This window comes from Pseudomonas sp. ML2-2023-6 (assembly GCF_037055265.1).
Classification (GTDB): Bacteria; Pseudomonadota; Gammaproteobacteria; order Pseudomonadales; family Pseudomonadaceae; genus Aquipseudomonas; species Aquipseudomonas kulmbachensis.
Window position 1 is genome coordinate 3,585,212 of sequence record NZ_CP146347.1, and the last position, 23,471, is coordinate 3,608,682.

At 54.1% G+C, this 23,471-nt stretch carries 24 protein-coding genes and 2 pseudogenes; 8 read left to right on the top strand and 18 right to left on the bottom strand.

Going from position 1 to position 23,471, the window contains the following annotated elements; translation table 11 throughout:
* Positions 1-335 precede the first annotated feature (335 nt).
* Both V6L79_RS16430 and V6L79_RS16435 read left to right on the top strand, forming a co-directional pair.
* On the top strand, positions 336-572 hold the full coding sequence (locus tag V6L79_RS16430; protein WP_338579176.1) for a hypothetical protein: 237 nt from the start codon (positions 336-338) through the stop codon (positions 570-572).
* A 130-nt stretch (positions 573-702) separates the two neighbouring features.
* A pseudogene (locus V6L79_RS16435) lies at positions 703-1,038 on the top strand (transposase); the annotation flags it as partial.
* 1,293 nt (positions 1,039-2,331) lie between these two features.
* Here V6L79_RS16435 and V6L79_RS16440 read toward each other — a convergent pair.
* From V6L79_RS16440 to V6L79_RS16455, 4 genes are all read right to left on the bottom strand, one after another.
* Positions 2,332-3,255 (bottom strand): AbiJ-NTD4 domain-containing protein, encoded by a 924-nt coding sequence (locus tag V6L79_RS16440; RefSeq protein ID WP_338579178.1) that lies wholly within the window; start codon positions 3,253-3,255, stop codon positions 2,332-2,334.
* Positions 3,256-3,404: 149 nt separating this feature from the next.
* A complete protein-coding gene (locus V6L79_RS16445) occupies positions 3,405-4,562 on the bottom strand; it encodes an HNH endonuclease signature motif containing protein (RefSeq protein WP_338579179.1) in 1,158 nt (385 codons plus the stop codon).
* Between the two features lie 138 nt (positions 4,563-4,700).
* Complete coding sequence (locus V6L79_RS16450; RefSeq protein ID WP_338579180.1) at positions 4,701-5,513, bottom strand: hypothetical protein; 813 nt, start codon at positions 5,511-5,513, stop codon at positions 4,701-4,703.
* Between the two features lie 77 nt (positions 5,514-5,590).
* Positions 5,591-6,145 (bottom strand): hypothetical protein, encoded by a 555-nt coding sequence (locus V6L79_RS16455; protein ID WP_338579181.1) that lies wholly within the window; start codon positions 6,143-6,145, stop codon positions 5,591-5,593.
* 618 nt (positions 6,146-6,763) lie between these two features.
* Here V6L79_RS16455 and V6L79_RS16460 point away from each other — a divergent pair.
* The gene (locus V6L79_RS16460; RefSeq protein ID WP_338579182.1) at positions 6,764-7,405 is read left to right on the top strand and encodes a hypothetical protein; all 642 of its coding nucleotides are present in this window, start codon (positions 6,764-6,766) and stop codon (positions 7,403-7,405) included.
* Positions 7,406-7,500: 95 nt separating this feature from the next.
* Here the strand turns inward: V6L79_RS16460 and V6L79_RS16465 are convergent, their stop codons facing one another.
* The 3 genes from V6L79_RS16465 to V6L79_RS16475 all read right to left on the bottom strand — a co-directional run bounded on the left by V6L79_RS16465 (position 7,501) and on the right by V6L79_RS16475 (position 9,630).
* Positions 7,501-8,073 (bottom strand): hypothetical protein, encoded by a 573-nt coding sequence (locus tag V6L79_RS16465; protein WP_338579183.1) that lies wholly within the window; start codon positions 8,071-8,073, stop codon positions 7,501-7,503.
* Positions 8,074-8,323: 250 nt separating this feature from the next.
* Positions 8,324-8,665 carry a pentapeptide repeat-containing protein gene (locus V6L79_RS16470; RefSeq protein WP_338579184.1) on the bottom strand — a complete coding sequence of 114 codons (342 nt, stop codon included), beginning with the start codon at positions 8,663-8,665 and terminating at the stop codon, positions 8,324-8,326.
* A 191-nt stretch (positions 8,666-8,856) separates the two neighbouring features.
* Positions 8,857-9,630, bottom strand: coding sequence for a hypothetical protein (locus V6L79_RS16475; RefSeq protein WP_338579185.1), 774 nt, complete (start codon positions 9,628-9,630; stop codon positions 8,857-8,859).
* Positions 9,631-9,914: 284 nt separating this feature from the next.
* Between V6L79_RS16475 and V6L79_RS16480 the strand changes: the two genes are divergently transcribed.
* On the top strand, positions 9,915-10,604 hold the full coding sequence (locus tag V6L79_RS16480; RefSeq protein ID WP_338579186.1) for a hypothetical protein: 690 nt from the start codon (positions 9,915-9,917) through the stop codon (positions 10,602-10,604).
* Positions 10,605-10,843: 239 nt separating this feature from the next.
* On the opposite strand, the gene V6L79_RS16485 is transcribed toward V6L79_RS16480, so the two are convergent.
* From V6L79_RS16485 to V6L79_RS16500, 4 genes and pseudogenes are all read right to left on the bottom strand, one after another.
* A complete protein-coding gene (locus V6L79_RS16485) occupies positions 10,844-10,993 on the bottom strand; it encodes a hypothetical protein (RefSeq protein ID WP_338579187.1) in 150 nt (49 codons plus the stop codon).
* Positions 10,994-11,240: 247 nt separating this feature from the next.
* Complete coding sequence (locus V6L79_RS16490) at positions 11,241-11,513, bottom strand: hypothetical protein (RefSeq protein ID WP_338579188.1); 273 nt, start codon at positions 11,511-11,513, stop codon at positions 11,241-11,243.
* Positions 11,474-11,728 (bottom strand): annotated as a pseudogene (locus V6L79_RS16495) (site-specific integrase); the annotation flags it as partial. The pseudogene V6L79_RS16495 and the gene V6L79_RS16490, both read right to left, overlap by 40 nt.
* A gap of 455 nt (positions 11,729-12,183) precedes the next feature.
* Positions 12,184-12,456, bottom strand: a complete 273-nt coding sequence (locus V6L79_RS16500) for a hypothetical protein (protein WP_338579189.1) — start codon at positions 12,454-12,456, stop codon at positions 12,184-12,186.
* Positions 12,457-12,798: 342 nt separating this feature from the next.
* Here V6L79_RS16500 and V6L79_RS16505 point away from each other — a divergent pair, with 342 nt between their 5' ends.
* Positions 12,799-12,981: a hypothetical protein gene (locus V6L79_RS16505; RefSeq protein ID WP_338579190.1), complete on the top strand. Its 183-nt coding sequence runs from the start codon at positions 12,799-12,801 to the stop codon at positions 12,979-12,981.
* Positions 12,982-13,011: 30 nt separating this feature from the next.
* Here V6L79_RS16505 and V6L79_RS16510 read toward each other — a convergent pair whose 3' ends face one another.
* Both V6L79_RS16510 and V6L79_RS16515 read right to left on the bottom strand, forming a co-directional pair.
* On the bottom strand, positions 13,012-13,500 hold the full coding sequence (locus tag V6L79_RS16510; protein ID WP_321833304.1) for a DUF2867 domain-containing protein: 489 nt from the start codon (positions 13,498-13,500) through the stop codon (positions 13,012-13,014).
* 164 nt (positions 13,501-13,664) lie between these two features.
* Complete coding sequence (locus V6L79_RS16515) at positions 13,665-14,039, bottom strand: tautomerase family protein (protein WP_261738386.1); 375 nt, start codon at positions 14,037-14,039, stop codon at positions 13,665-13,667.
* A gap of 150 nt (positions 14,040-14,189) precedes the next feature.
* On the opposite strand from V6L79_RS16515, the gene V6L79_RS16520 reads away from it, so the two are divergent.
* Positions 14,190-15,053, top strand: coding sequence for a LysR substrate-binding domain-containing protein (locus tag V6L79_RS16520; RefSeq protein WP_338579191.1), 864 nt, complete (start codon positions 14,190-14,192; stop codon positions 15,051-15,053).
* Between the two features lie 130 nt (positions 15,054-15,183).
* Here V6L79_RS16520 and V6L79_RS16525 read toward each other — a convergent pair whose 3' ends face one another.
* The 5 genes from V6L79_RS16525 to V6L79_RS16545 form a co-directional block, all read right to left on the bottom strand.
* On the bottom strand, positions 15,184-15,672 hold the full coding sequence (locus V6L79_RS16525) for an ATP-binding protein (protein ID WP_261738388.1): 489 nt from the start codon (positions 15,670-15,672) through the stop codon (positions 15,184-15,186).
* Positions 15,673-15,785: 113 nt separating this feature from the next.
* Entirely contained in the window at positions 15,786-16,841 is a 1,056-nt protein-coding gene (locus V6L79_RS16530) for a collagen-like triple helix repeat-containing protein (protein WP_321836979.1), read from the bottom strand.
* A gap of 377 nt (positions 16,842-17,218) precedes the next feature.
* The gene (locus tag V6L79_RS16535; RefSeq protein ID WP_338579192.1) at positions 17,219-20,056 is read right to left on the bottom strand and encodes a TonB-dependent receptor domain-containing protein; all 2,838 of its coding nucleotides are present in this window, start codon (positions 20,054-20,056) and stop codon (positions 17,219-17,221) included.
* A 97-nt stretch (positions 20,057-20,153) separates the two neighbouring features.
* Positions 20,154-21,119, bottom strand: a complete 966-nt coding sequence (locus V6L79_RS16540) for a FecR domain-containing protein (protein ID WP_338579193.1) — start codon at positions 21,117-21,119, stop codon at positions 20,154-20,156.
* Complete coding sequence (locus V6L79_RS16545; RefSeq protein WP_321836977.1) at positions 21,116-21,622, bottom strand: sigma-70 family RNA polymerase sigma factor; 507 nt, start codon at positions 21,620-21,622, stop codon at positions 21,116-21,118. The genes V6L79_RS16540 and V6L79_RS16545 overlap by 4 nt, the downstream gene beginning before the upstream one ends.
* 187 nt (positions 21,623-21,809) lie before the next feature.
* On the opposite strand from V6L79_RS16545, the gene V6L79_RS16550 reads away from it, so the two are divergent.
* The gene (locus V6L79_RS16550; protein WP_261738393.1) at positions 21,810-22,157 is read left to right on the top strand and encodes a metalloregulator ArsR/SmtB family transcription factor; all 348 of its coding nucleotides are present in this window, start codon (positions 21,810-21,812) and stop codon (positions 22,155-22,157) included.
* 23 nt (positions 22,158-22,180) lie between these two features.
* Complete coding sequence (locus V6L79_RS16555; RefSeq protein ID WP_261738394.1) at positions 22,181-23,464, top strand: arsenic transporter; 1,284 nt, start codon at positions 22,181-22,183, stop codon at positions 23,462-23,464.
* The last annotated feature ends 7 nt before the right edge of the window (positions 23,465-23,471 follow it).

Consider the following 23,471-nt stretch of genomic DNA (forward strand, 5'->3'; position numbering starts at 1 on the left):
GAAAGGCCGACAAAAAGTAAAAATCCGCAAGTGGTATACAAAATCAACAGCTGAAGCTGAAGCCCGAGTGCAACTCCAAAATCGGTCTGAAAATCTGGGAAGGCTTCTCGACATTGCGGCGAAAAATGATAGCAAGCTGGAACCTATTGGACGACTTTCCGGTTGAAAAATCTAAGCTCACCTTTAAAGCATCTCGACCATTGAACAATCGCTCAACATACCTGGATCATGTCGAACGCTCTTAAAAGGCGTGAGAATTGATACCTTAGCTTCTAGAAATTTCGCGACCTCATTGAGCACTACAGTACTTCCGCTTGATCGCGGATATTGGGCCAGTGCGTTCGCTGTCCGTGACCTTACTTTTCCCTCCCTTTGGCGTGCTGTGGGGTGTGATGTTCCTTGGTGAACGTCTTTCGGTCGCGCATTTGTACGGCGGCGAGCTTATCTGTTTAGCTGTGTGGTTCGTTCTCAGCAAGAGCACGCCGAAGCAAGAACCCTCACCAGCTTCGGATTGTTCCAACAACTTAACTGCCCTCAGCGATTTCTCATCTGATTGGCTGGTGGCCACTTAAGTGAATACCTTGTCTTGGTCTCGCGACGTCTGGTAGATGACTTGGCCGGACGGATACCCTAGAACGTCAGAGAGATGTATCCGTACGGCTAGACACCTCACAGCGGCGCGGGATGGCGGTAACCGTCCGGCCAAGTCATCTACTCATCAGCAAAGCACTCGATTACAGCCTGAAACGCTGGGCAGCGCTGTCGCGCCACCTCAATAACGGGGCCATACCCATAGACAACAATTGGTCCGAAAACCAAATTAGCCCATGGGCGCTTGGACGCAAAAACTGGCTCTTCGCAGGGTCGTTGCGCAGCGGAAAACGGGCTGCGGCAATCATGAGCCTGATTCAGTCGGCACGCATGAACGGGCATGACCCGTATGGCTATCTCAAGGATGTGCTTACGCGGTTGCCGGCACAGATGGCCATTGAAATTGGACAGTTGCTGCCCCACGAGTGGGTAGCTCCATCGCATTGATCAAATGGGCGTAACCCACTAGATTTCCCATTTTTTCCCTGTCGTTGGCTAGATTTTCTTAACCGCGCCAAGATTTTCTTAAAATGTGCGCCGAACACTCAGAAAATATTAACCGAAAATGGCCGCGCAACCACTATTTTGGGGCTTTCCGCTTATTGGCGGTAAGCGTCCCGCAATCACACCTTGTCGCATTGCGCTTTGTGGACGACCTGGGCTTTGAACGGTTTTGGATAAGAGCTACGTTGGCGCATGGAAATCCTAGCGATAAGGGTGATCGCGCTCGCTTAAAAATACGCGGACACCGTCGTCCTTAATGCTGGAGTTCGGTAGGTGACTTGGCCGGACGGTTACCGATCAGCGCGACACTACCGTCGTTGGACTTCGTGGATGACCGGCATGGCATTTAGGAAACGGATGTCTGCCAGTCCCGCCCACATATTTGGCTGTCCTACAGTCGGGAAAATCATCAGTTTGACTGAATCGCAACCCACCCCCGTCACAAGTGCTCAATTATCTGCGAAATGAAATGCGTTAGCTGTAGCTCTGAGACAGATTGGGGGCGACTCCCGTACGCTCGCAATTTCTCAGTGTTGGAATATGCAACCGAAGCCAGTCACGCTAGCGATTTTATTCCCGCCACAAAGGGCAACTACCGGCCAAAAGCCGCCGGTCGGATCAGGCGACTTCCGACCCGCTCCGTCATTCAGAACTGACTAATTGGCAAAAGTCAGACAATAAAACGTATCTATGAAATCAGGGGCGATTCAAAGTGACGGCCATACAGATTTTACCGTTCTATTTGCGCTATGGCGAAATTATAATTAAGTCGCCCTGTTATGTCTGACGTCCATCAGAGTTCAGAATGCCGTTAGAAACCTCGTTATCTAACTCCATCTGGTCCAGAAACGCTCTCTCAGCCGCATTTGGTAATTTTTACCGATAAATAACGTCAGTGACATCTTTGATTTCCGCAATGCTCCGATCAATATTTACAGACGCCTCAACTAATTGCTCGAGGTGAGCAGTAGTCGATTGGAACCTTTGGCTTTGGTCGGCACTTATGTCGTGAAGAACTGCAGTGGTCTGAATGAGCGACGAAATTCCGGTCTTTAATTTGGGATACGTTGAAGAGGATTCCAAACGCAAGGATGGATATCATTCCCAAGAAACCAGCAATGAGTCCTAGCAAAACTTCAACCATGAGATTCTCCTGTCAATCATCGTAGGAGCGATCAGAGCGCCCTGGTACTGCTAAAAACCCAATCCAGGACCGGTGGTGTACAGCGATTTTTCCTATCGTTCGATGCCGTTGATCCAACCCCGTCTGAGTAGGAGTTGAATAAACGCAAACAGCCGGTGAAACAGGTAATCAACATGGTCTGTATGGATAACCGGCACTTGACGCTTTTCGTAATGGCGAATGAGGAAATTGTTGCCTATATCGGTCAGTTGTTTCGCTTCGAAATCAAGCATTGTACGGAAGGCGGGTTCGCTAGCAGTAGCGTCCAAAATCATCGAGATCGATCTCTTTTTATCTGCATCAGCAAGCGATTTCAGCCGTTCAAATGCATCCCATAAACGCTCAAGTGCTTCCCGACGAATGATCGGATCTGGTGAGGAAAACTTCGCCCGAGACTCTTCGAGACCATTGTCCAAAATCTTATCGCCTGTTCGGAAGACTGCTCTACTTAGCGTCTCACGCAAAATCAGAGGCAATAGACGTACGACTCGCCCATTGGATTGCAACTCGTAGGCCACTCCGCATCGTGCAAATACACTGTTAACGTCTGCCATGAACTCAAACTGGCCTTCACTCTGATTAAAACCCAGGTGATTATGGTTGTGATAATCGTGACGTTTGACTACAAAAGGCTTCGCTACCACAGCATGCACATACTCTACGAAATCGAGAATTAGCAGTGTTGCTGGTGCCATTAGAATTGGGGACCCAAAGCTAAAATCAGGATCTGTCTGAGTATATTGAAGCGGCCATTCTAAGCCTGGCATCAAGGCCCTGACATTGGCCCCTAGGGCTTTCTCATCAGTACCATAAGGGGCGGCTCCATCGGGACAATTCACCGGAAAGCGGAAGCCAAAACCACCATTGGCTATATATGCCTGAACCACAGCCACAATACCGGCCCAAGCAACCGGCGATATCTCCTGATCTATACGAGGAACAGGCCCGCTCTCGCGATCACTGAAGTAGTCCGTCACGTTGTTCTCTCCCATGCTAGGACGCTAAATGGGAGCCCTTATACTCACTTGGCCCCGGTTTATTAGGCCAGGTTGAGGATTCAGCTGAGCGTTTTCCTTCAGCCTTCGGCTTTACCGGCGGTCAGAAAGTAATCGGTCCGTATTTTGCGTTACACAGGCCACCAATCGTCTTCGCTTTCAGGGGACATTGCGTACTTTATTGCAGGAGTTTTATCAACATAGCAGGAAGGCTGTGCCATCAATAACGGACTACCCCTAACATACGAACCACCGTTATTCGTAGACTCAACACTCATAACTCTGAAATAAATTATAAATCGGTATTTCCGTCCGAGCCTAAGGATTGCTGAACAAGACATCAGATAATTAGGATCAATTAACCATTCGATCAAAAGGTCTTTGCGACGATACGTTGCTGTAACTGCGCTAGCTGACTCAGCAATGGGCATTAGCACACTTTTAGAGGTAACGCCGCCAATAAAGAACGCTATTTTCCCCTCAGTCTTTTTCAAACGACTAAATCCGCCCTTGGACTCTTCTTGCAGATCAACAAACTGAACTCTAGTCGCTACTTTCTCAAGAATCTCCTTATAGTGTTCGGCCTCGTAATGCGTGATATAATCAAAGAGATAGTTTCTTCCAGAGTAATTATCCCTAACATACTTCTGGTCGAATGATCTTCTATTATTTAGGATTTTAGCATCCTGCAATGACCGAGTGTATCTCGTTTCCGGAATCTCACCCAAGACCTGTAAACTTAATTGTTCCATGCGTCTAATATTAATAAAATCAACCGTATGCTCATTAACCTCGATCAGTTGCGCCGCTCTTCTCGCATTGGCCTCTTGTACTTCCACTTCCCAAGTAAGCTTGGTTTTTCTTAGATTTACAGCGGTTATCTTCATTGTTAGCCCAGCGCCATGCGCAAGATCATGGTCATTTGGGCACAAAACAATTAGATTATCGTAAGAGTTATCTTGCGTCTCAGCATATGGAACTATATGGTGGATTATATAAGACCTACCTTTGTCGCCTTTGCAAAGACAACATAGGTAGTTAGAGCGCCTCAAAAGCAACTCTATTGTTTCTTGTGGTATGGCCCTGCGCTTTATGCAGACTCTAATCTCCTTGACCTCTTCATGAGTAAATCCATAATTACTGACCAGATCCTGCACTTTAAGGCTTCGAATTGTCTGGAGGTTTAATCCCTTATCCTGAGCTCGGGTTGCTAGGTCTAGGCTGACGCCGTATCCGAGCAATTTGCTCCTAATGTAATCTTCAGATGACATACGTTCATTTTTGTTCATTAGACGGGTTCCACCCACTCGATATCGCCGAGAATAATGCGCTGCTGATTTTGCCTGACTTTGCAGGCGCGAAAATCAACATCCTTCTACAGCTTCAGCCCAGCATTTGGCTGGGCTTGGGCGGTAACGCGATTTTCCCTAGGATCTTCGATATGAAGGAGATATCTGGCTTAACAGCTCATCGAGTTCACCTGAGGCGGGACTAAAAGCGGGTTCAAAATGGCCGCTAACACCGGCAAACACATACTTTTCGCAAAAACATTGATCCGCTGACTGCTCACAGTTTTTGCATGGAGGATTACACAATTCAATCATCTGATCAATTGCTGTTGAAGGGTCATCAGGGTCGTAGCTATCGGGGTGGTAAGAGCTTTCCATAGTTAAGAAATCACCCCTCGCAAATTTCAAAACATCTTCAATACATTCAAACTGCCAGCCTGATAATGCTCTTAGTGCTGGCAAAAGCACCACCCTGCAATAATCAAATCGATAGCTCTCCAGGTGACACATAACTCGGCCCTCTTCTTCCATAAGGCTTTGGTACGAAATTTCTCCATACCGTTCTTCTACACTCTGATATCGCTTGGCATCGAGCCGGATGTGCTTCAAGGCGTTGTTGATCGCGTCAATGAGTTCCATTTTACGGTTTCCGAGATATGCACCGGCCACCGAAAATCTCTCGTCAAAAGTTTTTACCAGATCCTTACGAGATTCTTTTATTCCATCAGCAAATCTTACGGCTTGTAAGTAGTCAACGCTGTGTGCCAAAAGCAGGTTAACTCCGAATGCTTGGTGGAGAGCAACCGCGTTCTTCCTGACCTTCGCTTCGAGATCTTCCTTTGCAGGCTCAAGGATATTAGTGATGAATTGACGATAGTCATCACTTGCCAGTTGAAGTGCTTCGGTAACTTCAGTTTCTGGTTTAGGTTCAAGATTGCCGATGATCGCCATACCGTACCTCAAGTAAAATTCAGATTTGATGGTGTATAGGGACTTCTACCGGCACTAGGTTATGAACGGCCATCAAATTATACATACACATCAGAACCAGGTGGCGTGAGCTTTCTCAACTCATTGGTTAGATCATTGGTTAGCTGGACATAGCTGACCACAGCATCAGGATCTGGTGAGAAATCGGGGTCATGTGTTGCACGGTTGCGTAATTGTTGAAGCTCGCTCAGGGCGAGTACATGATTCGAGCTGAGAAGTCCTGATTTAGCGATCCTCTGGTTTGCACCGAGTGGGTAGCGGCGGGCCGTTGGCTGCATCAGATTGCGTGACAGCGCTAACGTTATCGCCTGCTCCTCTACAGCTAACCATGCCTCTAATATCGCTCCACTTGGGTTCACAGCCGCATGACCGATAGTGGTAGGAGACACCGAAGATGATGGTAAATCGGGTACAGATGCAGCCACGTCCGCTACACGTCGAGCGAACTCAAATTCCAAGCTGCCAAATTTTCCTTTAGTGAGGGCTTTTGATAGATCCGCTAGTTGCTTACGAAAAAGCGCGCCTAGCAACACTGCTGCGGCAGGCAATGCTATGGCCTTAGCTATTTCAACGATGAAGGTAAGACCATCCATTGTGATTTTCCTTGATCAATCCTCGTCTTCCGAGTATCGAGCCATCAGGTGCAGGAAGTAAGCTTTCCCACCTGCTTGGTACCAGGCGCAACGGACTCAATGTCCCAACACCCACATCGCGAAACTCCTTCACCTATTTCTCGCCTTCAACTTCACGCGTTTCCAGAATCTTGCGAGCCATATTTACTCCTTATAAGTAGTTAAGGCTCATGCCAAATCAGCACCGTTCTACTGACTCCGCCCCGGTTTTAAGGGTCGGGGCTTGGGGGTTCCTGGTCCGTTTTCCTCAAAGCTGCTCTTAGGATCGGGCCTTTGCTCTTTTCTCCCAGTACACACTGACTAGCAGTACATACCAGAAGCCAAGGAGACCCCAGGACCACCAATGCCACTGACTCGGATCTGGAGCCACCTCAAAAGCGAAATAGGCGTAAACCAATACGGTGATCGCTATCAATTTTCGGAACAAGCTAGCTGTGGTCATGGCGTTTCCTACTTATCTTGATAGCGAAGCTAAGATCGAAAAAAGTAAATCTTGCGGACCTCACACTGCAATCTATATTCAGATCGAGCCCGATAGCCACATGCCATCTTTTCATCCTCGAATTGCTGGAGAATACCTTGAAAAAAATTTTCGTCGCTTCGACTTGCGCCGCTCTGCTATCTGGTTGTGTCGGGGATTTTGCACCGACACCAGAATGGCCATGGAAAAAAACATCTCCATGTGCAGGAGCCTGTACCGACGAAGCGGCCAACAAAGCTTACTCAGATGCGATGACCTATTGCAGTGAGACGCAGGAATATTTCTATCGTGGTGGTAAGTACATTGCGGGAGGACGTTTTGCTACAGCTGCTGTGGGCACACTTGCTGGAGCTGTATTAGCGCCAATCACAAGTGGTGCAGCGTCCACTGCTTGGTCAGGCATCTCAGGCTCTTCTAACGCCTTGCAAGCGTCTATGGATGACAACTTCACTCAGGCTGCAGCTATACGCCGCAGAGCAAGCGTTGCGGAAGCAGGAAAAACTGGAATTCTGGCGTATAGCAATGCGACTACCCCTGGATCAAAGGTCTCGATTGCAGTATCTATGGCTTTTAACTGCAGCGTGGCTGGCGCATCTGCAGATGCATCCAGCTTGCAGGCAATTGCAGCGGCACAGGTCAATACTCCTAGTGGTTCAGCCGTCACACCAACATCGTTTCCGTCGGTTCCCGTGACAGTGCCTTCTGAAATACCCGCTGCGGCTCCCTCTGCAGCAAAATAAAGTACCATCCGGTTTTGCTAAAGCATCAGCGCCTGACCGGGCCGCTTTTGGGGACAGCTGAATGACCTAGTGCGGGATTTTCCTTTATTACTGAGCTACCGGACGACGTTGAACTCAACAGACCCGTGGCTAACTAGACAAGCCGCCTTCTTGTCGACGCCATTTACTTTTAAGTCATAAGTTAGGCGTACTGAGCCATTCGGAGCTTCGTAAAAACCTTGGTTGGCAATTGTGGCGCCGGATAGTTTCTCAGCCAATTGGCCTGCACAAAGAGGTTCAGCATACGCACGGGAAACCGGCTCACTCGTCGCAGGCGTGTCCATCTCGATCTGTGTCCGCGTGTAGAAGGTGTTGTAAAGCTGGCCGCTTCTCACATCTTTGCACTGGACATAAAACTTCGGGTCCACTGGGTCAGAGTCGATATCGGGCATCGCATACTCAACTGAGGAGCACTTCTCCTGCCTGCGGTGCATTTCAACCAGCGGAGCGAGCAGCGGTTGCCACTGAGCAAACTTGTCCAGTTTCTTGCAACCTTCCCCGCAGCCGCCGATCTTTTCGGGAATGGCACCAGGTGTGATCGGAGCAAGGTGAAGTACAGCTGCTGGCTTGGATTCCTGACCACAGCCGGCCAAGAGCACGGTGACGCTTAAAACGATGAGATATTTCAATGCGGACTTTCCTTTTTCCGTCAATTAGTATTTTTCGAGGCTTCGCTTTGCTGAGCTGACGCAATCGCCGTATCCGCTAGCGTCCTCGCTGTCAGCGTAAACTTCATCGCAGATCTGCTTCGCTTGCTGCGTCGAGGATGCTGTATGTGCCGGTGGATTGCAGGCTGAAGTATTTGCCGCAATTATGGCGGCGATAATCAAACCCAAAGCTATCAGCGTATGACGGGGCTCCATGCTTCGTTTTCCGTGGTCAGTTGGCTTGTGATTCAGCGGTGCTTTCTTTCGCAGCCTTTCGAGCATTGAGATCTGCCAGTGTCGCGGCTTTTGTGGCCTGCAAAGCGTTGTCAATTTCCCGAAGTTGATCGTCTGACAGCTTTAGTTTTTTAGCCCGCTTGTAGCTAGCCTGAACAAAGGTTGCCCCTTCCAGGATGGCACCTTCAAAATTCGCACCGTGAAGAATTGCGCTTTTGAAGATCACACCAGTTAGAATGGCACCGCCAAAGTTTGCATGTTCCAGGTTGCCCAGCCCATCATTCAGCGCGTACCGGTACTCTTGCATCAGGTTATTAACCTCTGGACTTGCGGGGACCATATCTGCTTTCTCCTGCGGGGCAGCTAAACCTGCGGCCTGGTATTGCCAAAGGCCCAATCAAGGGCCAGTGATGTGCAGCAGGATTTTCCTACTTCCGGTGATAGTTGCGGACGGTTTCATCAAACGCGGCCCCACTCTTGCTGCATGCTGGGCTGTATGCGAATGAAAGGCGGCATGCAAGAGGGCCCCCGTTAGAGAGGACACAGGAAGAGGTCACGGGCAAAGAAGTACTCGACGCTGGTGGCCACCGCTTCTCCGTTGATGGCTGTCACCGCAAGGCGGTCAAGGCGCCCGGAAGGAAAGCCGCCATGCGCCCACAGGATAGCGGTAGGTGATAACGGCACCGCATACAGCTCAAAGAAATTGTCCGGTACGACAAACTCCCCTTCGTCCGCCTGCAGCAGCTCCCAGATATCGCCGCGCATCATTCTGACGGAATCGGAAAGCTGAAGTCTGATCGAGGGTGCGGCGATTTGGCGACTTGGGAGCGTCAAGTCGGGTCGAATATAACCGATGCCCGCCGCCTCCAGCTGCTCCTGCTCATCCTGGGTGTACTCGCGCAAGAGACCCGCTACCTCGAAAGCGCTGGCGATTGAGGGGTCGGCAAGCCGTTCGTTCATTTTCCACTGCGCTCGGATGTTCCAGAGGCAGTAGAACTCGTTGATCACGACGAAGTGCTGTGAGCCCAGGCGAAAGGCTGGGTCATCGAGAATCGCACTGGCGAGCTCTTGGAAAGCGTCCTCGATACCCTTCATGAACCCGCCTTCAGCTTGCTGATCCCAGACCCGCTGGGCGCAGAAGATCCGGTCAGTGGGCTTGGCATGAAAGTGCTTCACTGACGCCTTGCGCAACACCTGAACCGCCCCTTTCTCGTTCGCGAAACGGGCGATGCTGGCACTGGGGAAGGTGTGTTGGTTCACAGTTAACTGATGCGGATTGCCTTTCTGAGGTGGCTCAAAAGTCATGGCGTCGACTCCGTGTCGATTTCAGGTCTTGGATACCGATGCTGCGACCGTGTTTGGTCGTGAACGGATCAGTTAAAGAAGCCCATACAACATTTGCCGACTACGAAGCAGGATCCAGCAGTTTTTGTACCACAAACACAAAGCCCACCTTTCGGTGGGCTTTGTGTGTACTGTCGTACATCCCTCGGCGAAATCAATCCTGCTGTAGGTTTGACTCCTAACCAAGTGGTTAGTGGCACAATAATATGGCTAAATGACGGCTTCGTCAACTTCGGCTCAATTTCATGTCTTTCACGTCGCCTGATCTTGCCAAGCAGACTGCCCTGTCCATGCCAAGGATGGGCACCTACTTGGCCGCTTGCAACAACAAGCCTTCGCCGCTGAGCGCCGCCGTCCACTTGTACGCTTGGAACGCAGCGATTTCGGCTGCTTTCATCCACCCGCTTCATTTCTGTGAGGTTGTGGTCCGAAACGCTGTGTCTGAGGCTTTGACGGCCACCTACGGCGCTCAGTGGCCCTGGAGTCAGGGGTTTTTTCTGAGTTTGCCTGAACCAGCCGGCTCAGTGTTCAAGCCGCGTCAAGCTCTATTGGCGGCTAGGCAGAAAGCAGAGCAAAGCGCTGGTGGTAACCCGCCGTCTGCGGACAAGGCGATTGCCGAAATGAGTTTTGCTTTCTGGGAGTCGATGTTCACTGCGCGTTACGATCACGGGCTCTGGGACAACCATATTAAGCGCCTATTCCCACACGCTCCGGCTGCTCTTCCTTATTTCAAGCTACGCGCGGAAATCCGAAGCGCCTTAGAGGCGACCCGAAAATTTCGCAATCGCATTGCCCACCATGAGCCCATCTTCGCACGCCAACTTGCGCATGACTACGCGAGGATCCAGAAGGTCGTCAAATATCGCTGCGACCAGACGGCTGCCTGGATGTCACAATCTCAGACGGTCAATGCGGTGTTGGCTACCAAACCCTGACGTAGACATTGGCTGTTGCCATTACCAAGAAAATGATAAGTATCGCTTATTTTACTAGTTACGTCTGAAGTTTGAAGCTGGTGAAAGGCAGGGTCATTTGTCACCCTGTCTTTCATCGGCCACCAAACTCATGGGCTCGGTAGCCGATTTCCCCTCAACCTTTCGTTGATTGAACTTCGCTGCCTGACAGGCGCTTGTCACACCACAAATCGACCCCATTGGCACGGTGCACAGTCGATTCACCTTGGATGCGCAACCAATGCTCGCGTAACTCGCGGTAGCGCTCCCGCCTCCAGATCAACTGGCGGTAGCAGTCCGTCGCGGGTCTGCACTTCATCCATGGCCAAGCGGATCAATTTTAGCGCTGCGATTCGATTGTCGGTATTCATGGTTTCTCATTAATTGGCTTTGTAAGGCGAAGCCTGGCTCGGCAGTGGGCTACTCTTGCGCACAAGGTTAGATCGGGCCGACTGCGCTTTTTTCTAGGCTTGGTTACGATCTGTCGCGAGGATTTGGTACTCCTCGCAGCACTCATAAGCAGGGTCTGAGATTTTACCGCCAGTGTCCCATGTGCCTGCGGGATATCGAGCAACAGTCCAAAGTATTGCGTCTATACGGTGTTTTCCCTTACACCCGCTAGGTGTCGTAGGCCCAGTGCGTGTGGTTATAATCCAGCCGACCGAAAGCAGCATTGCAGTCGTGAATCATCACTATGAAGCGCGCCCGGAACTGACCTCGTTCGTTGTACTGCTCAATGTCAAACTCTTCATTCAGTAGCGCGCCAATATCGCCATCAATGCGCGACGTGGTTTCAACGTCGCCGCTCTCCCGCGCAGCAATGTAGTGCGCAGCAAGCGTGCAAGCAGATTTCAAAATCGACGCCGGGAACACGGTTTCATTCTCTGCCACGCATGCCCGAGAATTGTTTGAACCGTCTCTACGTCGCCCGTTGTAGCCAGGACCTTCGCCGCGAGCGAGCGCCTGCCGCTGTGGGAAGATCCCTGTTTGATACCGGCCTGACGGTAGAGCCTAGTGAGCGTCTGTTACAAAGCATCACAGCCGCGGTAGGCCTCCGGCCCGCTGCTCAACTGGCGATGCTTGAATGCCAACTCAAAGGCTTTTCCTACTTAATCCGGCTTACTGATCAGGTCTAGTTTCTTGGCCTCTTCGCGGGCGGCGTTGTAACCATCCAACGGGTATGCAGGCCACCCGGAGGGCATGCAAAACCCCTGACGTCGCTCCTGGGATCGGAACAGCGCATGCCATCCATCGTTTCGGTCGAAAACCCAGCCGAATAGCCCAGTAGCTTGAAACTGGTCGTATGTGATATCGATGATGAAATCACCGACCTCAAACCATGCGTGGGACGCTCCGCCTTTCAGCTTCGGGTGGCGTTTACCGCAGACCTACTCCCCTTCATATTGAAGCGTTTCCCAAACTACTCGCCCCACGATGTCGGAAGCGACCCCGCACGCGCCTGAGGGAAATCCGTTAAAGGTTGAGCCCTTTGCATCAACGAGGCTAATGAGCCCAACTCGGCACGCAAGGGCCACCTTCTCAAGCTCTGTCCTGATTGCATTCATGGCTGGCCGTCCTCGACCAGCTCGAAGGCATTGCCCAGGGCGGACGGGTAGCGCGCGGAGCCGACGAGCCGGCGGCCATCGGACAGGATCACTTCGGCGCGGATCAGCCCGTTGCCGATGAGGTCGACCGGATGGTCTATCAGCACTGACCAGGTGCGGTGCGGCGCGTTGAAAAACAGGGTAGCGGTGACGCCGGGGTGGGTGATTTGCGTTTCGCGGCCGGGGGCGCTGTAGATCAGGGTCAGGTCGATGGGGCCGAGGTAGTCCATGCTGCCTTTCATTCCTTAGCAAGTGAGGCGCGAAAACCGCACCCTGGTACTGGCAAAGCCCGCTCAGTGGCGGGCTCATATAGGCAGCGACATTCCCTCGATCACACGGACGCGAAAATAGGCGTCCTTCTACGCACCTCAGCCTGCGTTTGACGGCAGGGTTCGGCCAAAAGCTGTCATTTGCCGACGGTCGCTCGAAGAGGTTTCAGTTCAGCTCCTCGCTTTGGATATATCTCTCAAGCGCTTTTCCAAAGCAGCTCTCCATGTCGCCAATCTCTCGACGTCCTGTTCTAGTTCATCAGGTTCTGGCGTCGGGAGCCTTCCGACGGCCGTTGCCGCGTCATGCTCAAACTTGGAGCACTTGCTCATGCCGATATCGATCTCTCGGTAATCTTCATCGGTCACAACAACAGACTTGAGGCGCTGTGTCGAGACACCCTCGCCGAACCGCTGGACCGCTCCGTTCAACAGAACTTCTTCGATACACCGCTCCCAAGCGAGGCGCAGTCGACCATATCCGACTGACCGGCGATTCTTATGATCTTATCCATGAGTTCAGGACTCCTTAGCTTCCAGCTTTCGCTTAAGGCGCTTGAGATAGCGGCTGACGATGAGTTTGTGCGCCGGGCCAACCGGCAACATGTAGAGGCGACCGAACGTGTTATGGGTTACGACAGATGAGGTAATCGTGAGCACACGATCGGCTATCGAAACACAGGTCATTACATCCAGATGTCGATCACGCTCGGTCAGAACCAGTATCTGCGGGGCACTGTGCTCAACCACAAAGAAGTCCAGATAATCACCGGTCTGGACTGTCTCTTTGCGGGTGCCGGAAAACCCGCCGATCCGTTTAACACCAAATAACGAGGAAATCGCATCTCTGGTTCGAAAAGCCAGTTGCATCAACAGCCCCTGTTCGGCCGTCATCAGGTTCCAGGCTTCCAATGCGGTGATCTGCACAGGCAGCAGAATCGATCTGCTGTCATGGTAATCAAGTTCCGAGAGTTCACGCAGCGTATGCACAGCACGGCTTCCTTTCATTACATACTCCTTTGCCCTGAACTTTCTTGGATAGGCCGGGACTTGGCATAATTTCGGCATTTGAGACGATGCCGCCGGATACCGTGGCCTACGCTAACAGCCTGGACGATATCGTCAACATCAGCGTCGCCTGTAATCGCCACAATACGCCGGTCATCCTGCAATCAGTTGCCCCGCCCGCCCCCGAACGACCAGTCCTCGGCCTTTGTACTGGTAATAACCACCATCACATCCTCCGGGTCGAGGCCCGGCGCACGCTTTAGTTTCTGGGCAAGGTTCTGATAAAAGCGGCGTTTGGTCTCGGTAGAACGTGGGCGACCCGCGGTAATCGCAATCAGCACAAAGTCATGACTACGCGGCCCGCCAAGGTAGCCGGGATCAAAAATCAGCTCGCCCGGTTCATGCTGGTGAATGACTTGAAATCGATCCTCCAGGGGTACTTCAAAGCTTTCTACCAACGCATCGTGCAAGCCCTGAGAAAGCGCCTGCAAATACTCAACGGACTTGCCCCGGTGCAGTGAAATTCGTGCAAATGGCATCTGTCATTACTCCTTTGCCGTGACAAGGCAGCTTGAATAGAACGCCAAATAGGTGATGACATCATCTGGCGAGATAAAAACTATCAAGTCGCAACCATTTCGAATATCAGATTAAATGAAAGCCATTGTTCCAAAATTATGGATGATAAAATGCGCCGCCCAGTCTTCGACCTTGATGTGTTACGCACTTTCGTAACCGGCGTGGAGCTCAACAGCTTTGCCAGGGCGGCAGACCGCCTAGGCCGCTCGACCTCTGCCGTTAGCGCACAACTAAAGAAACTTGAGGAGCAGATCGGCACGCCAGTACTGGCCAAATCCGGTCGAGGGCTGATGTTGACGGCAATGGGCGAATCCTTGCTGAGCCATGCCCGTCGGCTGCTTGAACTCAACGACAGCATCTTCCAGACCCTGCATGAAAACCAGACGGCAACGACGGTACGCCTCGGGCTGCAGGAGGACTTTGGCGAGCATTTTCTGAGCGATATTTTGCGCCGGTTTGTCACCACCTACCCGATGGTAAATCTCGAAGTCCGGATCGCGCGCAATGCTGAACTACTGACCCTTATGGACAACGGCGGCCTGGATCTGGCTCTGGCTTGGGACACTGGCTACATTTCCCCTTATGCCACGCGGCTGGGTGCAACGCAGATGCACTGGATCGGTTCGCGTGAGATGCCAGCTCGCAATATGCCTAGTGACTCGCCATTGCCACTGATTATGTTCGACGCCCCTTGCGTACTGCGCAGCGCTGCAATCCAGGCGCTGGACGAGGCGAAAATCACCTGGCGCATTGCCCTGACCAGTCCTAGCGTGGCAGGCATCTGGGCAGCCGTCGCGGCTGGGCTGGGAGTGACACTGCGCACCCGCATTGGGCTGCCGGGCCATCTCGCCATCATTCCAGGGTTACCTGCGGTACAGACCCTGGGGTATGTGCTTCACGCGGCAACCGAGCAACCCACGCCTGCAGCCAGGTTACTGGCCACGCTGATAAAAGAGAGCCTGCAATCCCCGTAGCCGCTGACGAGATACTTCAAGCGTGGGAGCGAGCCTGCTCGCGAAGAACATCCGCGAGCAGGCTCGCTCCAACTGGGGGCCTGACCTGGAACAGAGTAGCTACAGGAAAAACGCAGGGCAGCGATCAAAATCACATCGGGAGGTGAGTGACAATAACCAGTCCTTCGTCTGCACCTGGAGCACGAAAATAGCTGGTGATTAAATCAAACTCGGCATCTGACGCTGCAAAATCATGCTCGGCGAGCTTGTTGCGAATATGCAGCCGCGAACGGCACACGGCGTCATCCACTTCGAGATAGTGCAAACAGTGCGGCACCCGCGCGGCCTCTGCCAGGCTGCGCAGCCATTCGCGATTGGCGAGCGTATTGGCAGGAAAATCCAGAACCACACTGACACCGGACTCAAGCATGTCGATCACAAGGGGACCCACCACACCCCGAATTCGCTGGGCGTAACGTACGTAATCCGCTACCGAGTTGATCTCGCCGGGATAGAGCGATGAGAGCCACTTGTCTTCGCTCAGCACAATGGCGCAGTGTTCGGTTGCGAGTGCTTTGGCGAGGGTTGATTTACCTGATGCGATCTTGCCGCACATGAGGTGCAGTGTCGGTGAGCTCACGGGAACGCCTCCTGAAGTCAGGGCATGGATGATGCCCAGCGCAGGTTCAAGACGCAATTGAAGGTACGTCCACCCTGACAACAGGGTGGACGCCGGGCATGCAGGCTGGGCTGCTAGTTTTTCTTGCCCAGGTTGCCCAGTCCGCCGAGCAGGCCGCCAAGCCCACCCAGACCACCTGTAGTGCCTGTTCCAGCAGAAGTGCCGGTGTTTGCCTGAGCGCCTTGCGAACCGGCGTACCCACCCAGACTGCCGAGCAAGCCACCGCTGCCGCCCAGCCCCAGCAAACCGCCCAGCCCACCGGTGTTTGTACCTGTGGCGGACGCCGGGTTCAGATAGCCGCCGGATTTATCCAGCGCACCACCCAACCCGCCAAGTACACCGCCAACGAGATGGGTGACCGGGTTTTTTCCAGTATCCGCCACTTTGCCACCAAGCCCGCCTACCACGCCGCCAACCTGACTCAGCAGTCCATCCACAGGCGCGCCCAACCCGGTGGTTGTACCCACTTTGCCCGTCACGTTTTCGACTAGTGAAATCACGGGCACTACAACCTTGTCATTCACACCGCCGGTCACCTTGCCCAGTTGACCACTGGTAACGTCGGTAGTCAGCGTATTGCCGAGCATGGTCACTGTGGTGCCGACCTTGTACACCAGCCCGCCGGTGGTGTCGGTGACTTTACCCACCAGCCCCCCTACCAGTGGAACCTGGCTGATCGGCGTCTGGTCAACCAGGCCGCTGACACCCGTGCCGAGTGACGATACACCTTTACCAATATCGCTCACCCCGTTGGTGACACCACCCACGGTGATTCCCAGCGAATTCTTGTCAGTACCCAACGACCCCAGGCCATTGGTCACGCCATCGGTAATGGAGGACACGGCATTGCCGGTATTGACCACCAGGCCACCTGCTGCACCAACCACAGGAACGGTGGTCAGCGTAGTGCCCACACTGCTGACCAGCTCACCCACACCGTTCAAGCCGTTACCGACTTCATTGACAACCTGACCTGTAACCAGGGGCGTTTGGCTTGTGACTGGGGTAGTTGGCGAACTGGTCGAGACCGTGCTTCTCGACCCCCCACCGCCACTATGGCAACCCGCAACGCTGGCGGTCATTACCATCAATACTGCTGTGCTCGTTTTCAACCATCGTTGAGTGCTCATGATCAGCTCCCTTGAACCTGTTATGCCTAAGTTCGAAAGCCCCCTGCTCTGACGTCAGCGGTACATTCCATCCGTTCAGACATGACAACCCCATGAGCCTCAACAAACAATTCACCCCTTGGTATTAACACTCTATATAGCGCTACCAATACTCAACTCAAGCATTAACACTCACGTATTAAAAGCTCGAAAAAAACGATTGATTATCACGTTTACAACCGCGTTTATTAATGACCACTGCCCGGTTCCCTACTTAAGTTATAAGCACAATTAATAATTAAACTAAGCATGCCAATCGACCTGCACGATTGCGCCAGCGAAAACTTCGCCCTCACCCCGCAAGCCTTGGGCAGCGACTATCACAGTCGACTGATCGTCTAGAACCTGGTCTGTACGCCCATGCGCAGCGTGCGCCCCGGCGCGGGCATAAAACTCTGTGCCAGAGGGTCGAGGTAATAGCGGTCGGTCAGGTTTTGCAGCGAAACGTTCAGGTTGGTGTGGTCCTTCCACTTGTAGTTGAGGAACAGATCAAAAAGCGCTACCTCGCGATAAACCAGTTGCGGTGTGGTAGCACCGGTTTGCCATTGCTCGTCGGCCTTGACCGTCGGGCCAGAGGTATAAGTGGCGCGCCCGCCAACCGTCAGCGTCTGGTCAAAGAAGCGCAGCCCCGTGGTCAGGTTCGCCGCGAAGCGTGGTGGGTTTTGGGTGTTGGAGTAAGACCCCATAAAGCTGCCCGGCGTGCAGTTCGGTGTCTTGCTCAAGTCCTGATAGGGGTTGGAACTGGCGCGCAAGCGGGCCGCGAAGGTCGAATCGCAGGTTTGCGTCTTCAAGTAGTAGGTTGACGACAGGTCTGCAAACACCCGGCCCGCGTCGTAGCGCGACTGCAACTCCAGGCCGCTGGTTTTAAAGCTGTCGGTATTACTGAACTGCATCAGACCCATCAGCCCTGGGCTCGGGTCGTAATAACGGGTGATGTAGTTCTTGATGGTGTTGTTGAAATAGGCAACCTTGATTGCCGCCGAGTCGTTATCCACCAGCAGGTTTTTTTGCAGGGTACTGGCGCCGATTTCCCAATTGCTTGCGCGCTCTGGCTTGAGGCTCTTGCCGGGCATGGTCTGCAATACACCTTGGCTGGTTTCGAACAGTGAAGGCATGCGCAGGCCTTGGGTATAGGACGCATAGAAAAACGTGTCCGGGGCCAGCTCGATATTGAAGCCGACGGCGGGAGCAAAAGCGCCGCCGCTGTCGCTCTGCTTGCCGGAATACTCATACCCGCTGACCACCTCGCCAACCTGGGACGGATAGACCGTCGATTCGGTAGCGCCAAAGTCGTTGTAACGCGTACCCTCGAAGGGAAAGTTGGTGTTATTGAAGACGATACCGTTGTTCAAACGCGGGTCCGTGGCGTCGGTGTATTGGCCGTTCTGGTCCGGGAACCACATCATGTTGCCGTAACTTTGCGGGCTGAAAACTCGCAGATAGCGCAACTCACGTTCCTGGTACTGCGCCGTTGCGTGAGCAACGTGATCCTTGGTTCGGTAATAGGTGTAACGACCGCCGCCCCACAGCGTCAGGCTGTCGACCGGTTTGTAGTCCAGCTTGCCGTGCAGGCTGAACTCCTGCCTGGAACCATCACGCAAGCTGCGATTGGCGTTGATATCGTGCTGAGTGGTGACCACGCCTTTTTGCGGACGAAGCTCTTCGACCTGAAACGATCCACCCACGTCCAGTTTCAACCCGCCATAGTCCGTGTCGAACTGCGAGATATTGCCCAGGTCGCCACCAATGCGCCGGTCGGCCTGGCGGGTCCAGTTGCGGTCCGAGCGATAGGCCTGCGAAGCCGGTGCCAGCACCGAGGTCAGGTTGCTGGTTTGGGCATCGGTCATCCACAAATTGGCCTTAAGGTCCACCAACGGATTGCCGCTTGGCAGGTAGTTGTAACGAGCGGTCCAGGTATCGATTTTGGTATGGCCCAGCGGATACTGGTAAATGCCCCCGGTGCCGAAACGGAAAATGTCCGACGGCATGATCTCACCTATCCGCCCGTCGTAGCGACGAAAGCCTAGGTCAAGGGTATGGTCGTCAGCCGGGCGGATCGTGGTTTTGAGCAGGTACGACTCGGTCTCTGCCGACGAATTCAACACCTCTTCGCCGGGGTTGTAGGTGGTGGCTACCGTCATGTCTTCCCGACCATAGCGGTCAAAGGTACGGTAGCGGTCCTGGCCCTTCTTGCCAGCGAAATAGTTGCCTTGATTACGATGGGCATACGCCGCCACCACATCGAAAAAGTCGTGAGTATAAGCAAAGGCGGCACTGCCGGATTCTGCTTCGGAGCCAAGCAGGCCACCACGGTCCCGGTGCGGTTCCGAGTACAGTGTTTCAGTTGCCGAGTGGCCATCGCGAGAGGCGGGAGCGACGCCGTTGTTCCACATGTCGCCCTTCAGCCGCAGGCCAACCGTGTTGCCATCGCGTAAAATGTCATCCACCCCCAGGGTGCGCATTTGTACCGTGCCGCCGATGGCGCTTGATGTCAGGCTCGGGCCCTTGTCGATGGTGATGTCGCTGATCAGATCAGGGGCAATGTAGCTGCGCTGCTGGGTGCCGGCATAACCGCGATAGACATCCAGCGCCTGTTGCGAGCCATCGACCGTTACCGCCACACGGCTTTGCCCCTGAATACCGCGAATATTCACATCCAGGCCACCGCCATTGCGGCTGTCCCCCACCTGCACTCCAGGTTGTCCTTTAAGCACATCGCCCACCGAGATCACGCCAAAGCGCTGCATGTCTTCACCGGAGATATACACGGACGATCGCGGTGCCGAGTAGACTTCCTGGATCGCAGGATCTTCACCTGTGACTTTCTGCACAGGAAGCATAACCGCCCCGCCCCCCTGAAACAGCTCGAAGCCACCGTCAAGCTGACGCTGGTAGCTCAGGCCGGTTCCTGCCAGCAGCCGCGTCAGACCGGCCTCAGTGCTGAAATCTCCCTGCAGCCCCTTGCTGCTCTTGCCCGCTGTCAGCGTCGCACTCCCCGCCATGCTGATTCGCGCCTGCACGCCGAAACGCGAGAGCGCTTGATCCAGCGGGCCGGCATCAATGCTGAAATGCTGGCGCTCATCAGCGGCGAATACAGCTGTGCTGTAAAGCGGTTGCAGGCCCAGAATAAGCAGGCCAAAGGTGCGAACGCATAAAACACTTGCGGGGGAAATCATGCAGGGCTCCTGGAAGTGAAGACCCACCTGTTTCGGTGGGTTATTCCAATAGGCCCCGCCAGTTTTGAAAAACTATCGCGTAGAACAAAAAATAATTTCAGACCGGCACCACAGTGACCCAATAGCGGGTGCGCCGCTCAATACGCACCGGCAACGCATGGGCGACCAATGCCAGCGCAGCATCGGTATCGTCCAGTTCAAAGCTGCCCGTCACGCGCAAGGACGCAACCTGTGCACTGCAGCGCAAAATGCCTGGCCGGTAACGCGACAGTTCGGCCAGCAGAGCATCCAGGCGCATGCGCTCAGCCGGTAGAATGCCCCGTAGCCAGGCCTGGGCCAGAAACGCATCCGAGGGGCTCGCCGGATGGATACGTCCATTGTCTACCCGAGTTTGCCAGCCTTCCCCAAGCAACAATGGCGCCCGGGTATACCGTGAACTGACTTGCACCAGGCCACGCAGCACCGTCACCCGAGTACCCTGCCGATCATGGCGAACCAGCAGATTGGCGCCACGGCTGCGCAGCACGGCGTCGGGTGTGACCAGTTGCAGCTCCACCGATCCGACTTGCGTATCCAGCGCCAGTTCGCCTTCAATCAACTGCACACGCCCACTGTCCGCGTGCAGCTCCACATTTGCCGCGCTGGCAGTGTTCAGCCATAGCAAACTGCCGTCTGCCAGCCGCCAGTGGCGACGCTCACCGGTAGCCGTGCGGTAACTGGCCAGAGCCGAGCGCACATAGGTAGAGTCCGCGCCTTGCCAGGAAATCCCGCCAAACAGGCTGATTGCCAACAAGCACTTGAGTAGCTGCCTACGCCGCTGCGGATCTGCACCGGCAGACTCCAACGCCCTGCGTGCCGTGGCATCGGACAAAAGACTGGCCCCCGGTTGCAACAACAGCACCAGGCTGCTGACACGCTGCCAGGCGTGTTCATGCTCGGCGCTCGCCTGGCGCCATTGCTGCAAAGCCAGATGGTCAGCCGCACTCATAAGCCCGGACTGCAGCCGCACAATCCAGTCGATGGCCAGATCACGAACACCGGGATCAACAGAAACGCCGCTCATTCAAAACGGCTCGCATAACAAACACTGAACGCCTTGCCCATGGCCCGCTGCACCTGGGCCACGCTCAGGCTCAACTGCGTGGCAATCTGCGGATAGGTCAAGCCATCGAGCTGGGACAAGAAGAAAATCTGCCGCACCCGGGCAGATAACCCGATCAGTAGCGAATCGAGTTGCAACAGAGTTTCGATCGTCAGGTAGCGTTCTTCGGGAGAAGGCTCCTCGGCCATCGGCCGCGCTGCCAGCGCCTCAAGATAAGCCCGCTCGATTGCCTGGCGACGCCAGCGGTTGATCAGCAGGCCGTTGGCAATCGTCGCCAGAAACGCCATGGGTTGACGCAGTTCCTGCGCATCGTGCTTTGAGCGCAGCACGCGGATAAACGTGTCATGAGCCAGGTCCTCGGCATCGGCACTGTGCCCCAATCGCCTGTGCAACCAGCCCCGCAGCCAACCATGATGATTCGCGTACAGCTGCTCGACGGGCGAGACGATCCTGTCGTGAGACATGTGATATTCGCTTGATGTTAATGATAATACTTCTCATTTTATTATTTTTAACGGACGGTTGTACAGCGCCGGTAATTACTTATGACGTCCTTTGATATATGCCCCAGGCACAGACCGGAATTGTGATCTTGCATTTAATATATGGATATCCGTATATTTGAATAACCATATATCAAGAGCCCCACCCATGCTCAATCCCGCGGCACTTTTCAAATGCCTGGCCGATGAAACACGCGCCAGGACCACCCTGCTGATCGCCCGCGAGGGGGAGTTATGCGTCTGTGAGCTGGTCTGTGCACTGGATGACAGTCAGCCCAAAATATCCCGCCATCTGGCCCAGCTTCGCGGTTGCGGATTGCTGCTCGACCGTCGTCAGGGGCAGTGGGTGTATTACCGGCTCAACCCTGAGTTGCCGGACTGGGTAGGCCGCGTACTTGAAGTCACCTTGCTGGCCAACGCCGACTGGCTTGAGCAAAACAGCCTGCGCCTCAATGCCATGGGCGACCGCCCACTCAATACTACTGCTTGCTGCTGACCCGGCATCTGTCGAGACTTCTTATGTTCATAGCATTCGCGATTTTTTTACTCACCCTGGTCCTGGTTATCTGGCAACCCAAAGGCCTGGGTGTGGGCTGGAGCGCTTCCTTCGGCGCGGGGCTGGCTCTGATTGCAGGCGTCGTGTCGTTCCATGATATTGCGCTGGTGTGGGCCATTGTCTGGAATGCCACCGCCACATTTATCGCCGTTATCATCATCAGCCTGTTGCTCGACGAGGCGGGGTTCTTTCAGTGGGCAGCACTGCATGTGGCGCGCTGGGCCAAAGGCGACGGCCGTCGGCTGTTCGTGTTTACCGTGTTGCTGGGGGCCGGGGTATCCGCCCTGTTTGCCAATGACGGTGCCGCCCTGATCCTGACCCCCATCGTTATTTCGATACTGCTCGCTTTACGCTTTTCTCCTGCCTCGACCCTGGCCTTTGTCATGGCTGCAGGTTTTATTGCCGATACCGCCAGCTTGCCGCTGGTGGTCTCTAACCTCGTCAATATCGTTTCGGCGGACTATTTCGGCCTAGGCTTCAGTGAATACGCTGCGGTCATGGTGCCGGTCAACCTGGTTGCCGTAGCCGCCACGCTGCTGGTGCTGTACGGGTTCTTCCGGCGTGACATTCCACGGCATTACTCGCTGGAAGACTTGCCCGAGCCACGGGATGCCATTCGTGACCCACTTACCTTCTATGTCGGCTGGGCCGTTTTGCTCTTGTTGCTCACAGGACTGTTCGCGCTGGAGCCGATGGGCATTCCGATCAGTGCCATTGCTGCGGTGTGCGCCGCCCTGCTGTTCGCGGTCGCAGCGCGCGGCCACGTCATTTCCACCCGACGCGTGCTGCGTGAAGCGCCCTGGCAGGTGGTGACGTTCTCGCTGGGCATGTACCTGGTGGTTTACGGGATGAAAAATGCCGGGCTGACCACCTGGCTGACGATGGCCCTCAACTCTATGGCCGAACTCGGTCTCTGGGGGGCAACCTTGGGGACGGGCGTGCTGGCGGCGCTGTTGTCTTCGGTCATGAATAACATGCCCGGGGTGTTGCTTGGCGCGTTATCGATTCAAGCCAGTGATGCCAGCGGCGTGATCCGCGAGGCCATGATCTACGCCAATGTCATCGGCTCTGACCTGGGCCCCAAAATCACCCCCATCGGTAGCCTGGCCACACTGCTCTGGCTGCATGTTCTGGAGCGCAAGGGGATCCGCATCACTTGGGGTTACTACTGCAAGACCGGATTGATCCTGACCCTGCCAATTTTGCTTGTCACCCTGTCAGCCCTGGCCTTGCGCCTGAGCGTTTAAGAGGAAA

What these genes read in the sequence shown, in the direction of transcription:
- V6L79_RS16445 (WP_338579179.1), bottom strand. Translation starts at nt 4,562, where the DNA reads ATGAACAAAAATGAACGTATGTCATCTGAAGATTACATTAGGAGCAAA.
- V6L79_RS16450 (WP_338579180.1), bottom strand. Translation starts at nt 5,513, where the DNA reads ATGGCGATCATCGGCAATCTTGAACCTAAACCAGAAACTGAAGTTACC.
- V6L79_RS16455 (WP_338579181.1), bottom strand. Translation starts at nt 6,145, where the DNA reads ATGGATGGTCTTACCTTCATCGTTGAAATAGCTAAGGCCATAGCATTG.
- V6L79_RS16470 (WP_338579184.1), bottom strand. Translation starts at nt 8,665, where the DNA reads ATGGTCCCCGCAAGTCCAGAGGTTAATAACCTGATGCAAGAGTACCGG.
- V6L79_RS16475 (WP_338579185.1), bottom strand. Translation starts at nt 9,630, where the DNA reads ATGACTTTTGAGCCACCTCAGAAAGGCAATCCGCATCAGTTAACTGTG.
- V6L79_RS16480 (WP_338579186.1), top strand. Translation starts at nt 9,915, where the DNA reads ATGTCTTTCACGTCGCCTGATCTTGCCAAGCAGACTGCCCTGTCCATG.
- V6L79_RS16485 (WP_338579187.1), bottom strand. Translation starts at nt 10,993, where the DNA reads ATGAATACCGACAATCGAATCGCAGCGCTAAAATTGATCCGCTTGGCC.
- V6L79_RS16500 (WP_338579189.1), bottom strand. Translation starts at nt 12,456, where the DNA reads ATGGACTACCTCGGCCCCATCGACCTGACCCTGATCTACAGCGCCCCC.
- V6L79_RS16505 (WP_338579190.1), top strand. Translation starts at nt 12,799, where the DNA reads ATGCTCAAACTTGGAGCACTTGCTCATGCCGATATCGATCTCTCGGTA.
- V6L79_RS16510 (WP_321833304.1), bottom strand. Translation starts at nt 13,500, where the DNA reads ATGAAAGGAAGCCGTGCTGTGCATACGCTGCGTGAACTCTCGGAACTT.
- V6L79_RS16515 (WP_261738386.1), bottom strand. Translation starts at nt 14,039, where the DNA reads ATGCCATTTGCACGAATTTCACTGCACCGGGGCAAGTCCGTTGAGTAT.
- V6L79_RS16520 (WP_338579191.1), top strand. Translation starts at nt 14,190, where the DNA reads ATGCGCCGCCCAGTCTTCGACCTTGATGTGTTACGCACTTTCGTAACC.
- V6L79_RS16530 (WP_321836979.1), bottom strand. Translation starts at nt 16,841, where the DNA reads ATGAGCACTCAACGATGGTTGAAAACGAGCACAGCAGTATTGATGGTA.
- V6L79_RS16535 (WP_338579192.1), bottom strand. Translation starts at nt 20,056, where the DNA reads ATGATTTCCCCCGCAAGTGTTTTATGCGTTCGCACCTTTGGCCTGCTT.
- V6L79_RS16540 (WP_338579193.1), bottom strand. Translation starts at nt 21,119, where the DNA reads ATGAGCGGCGTTTCTGTTGATCCCGGTGTTCGTGATCTGGCCATCGAC.
- V6L79_RS16545 (WP_321836977.1), bottom strand. Translation starts at nt 21,622, where the DNA reads ATGTCTCACGACAGGATCGTCTCGCCCGTCGAGCAGCTGTACGCGAAT.
- V6L79_RS16550 (WP_261738393.1), top strand. Translation starts at nt 21,810, where the DNA reads ATGCTCAATCCCGCGGCACTTTTCAAATGCCTGGCCGATGAAACACGC.
- V6L79_RS16555 (WP_261738394.1), top strand. Translation starts at nt 22,181, where the DNA reads ATGTTCATAGCATTCGCGATTTTTTTACTCACCCTGGTCCTGGTTATC.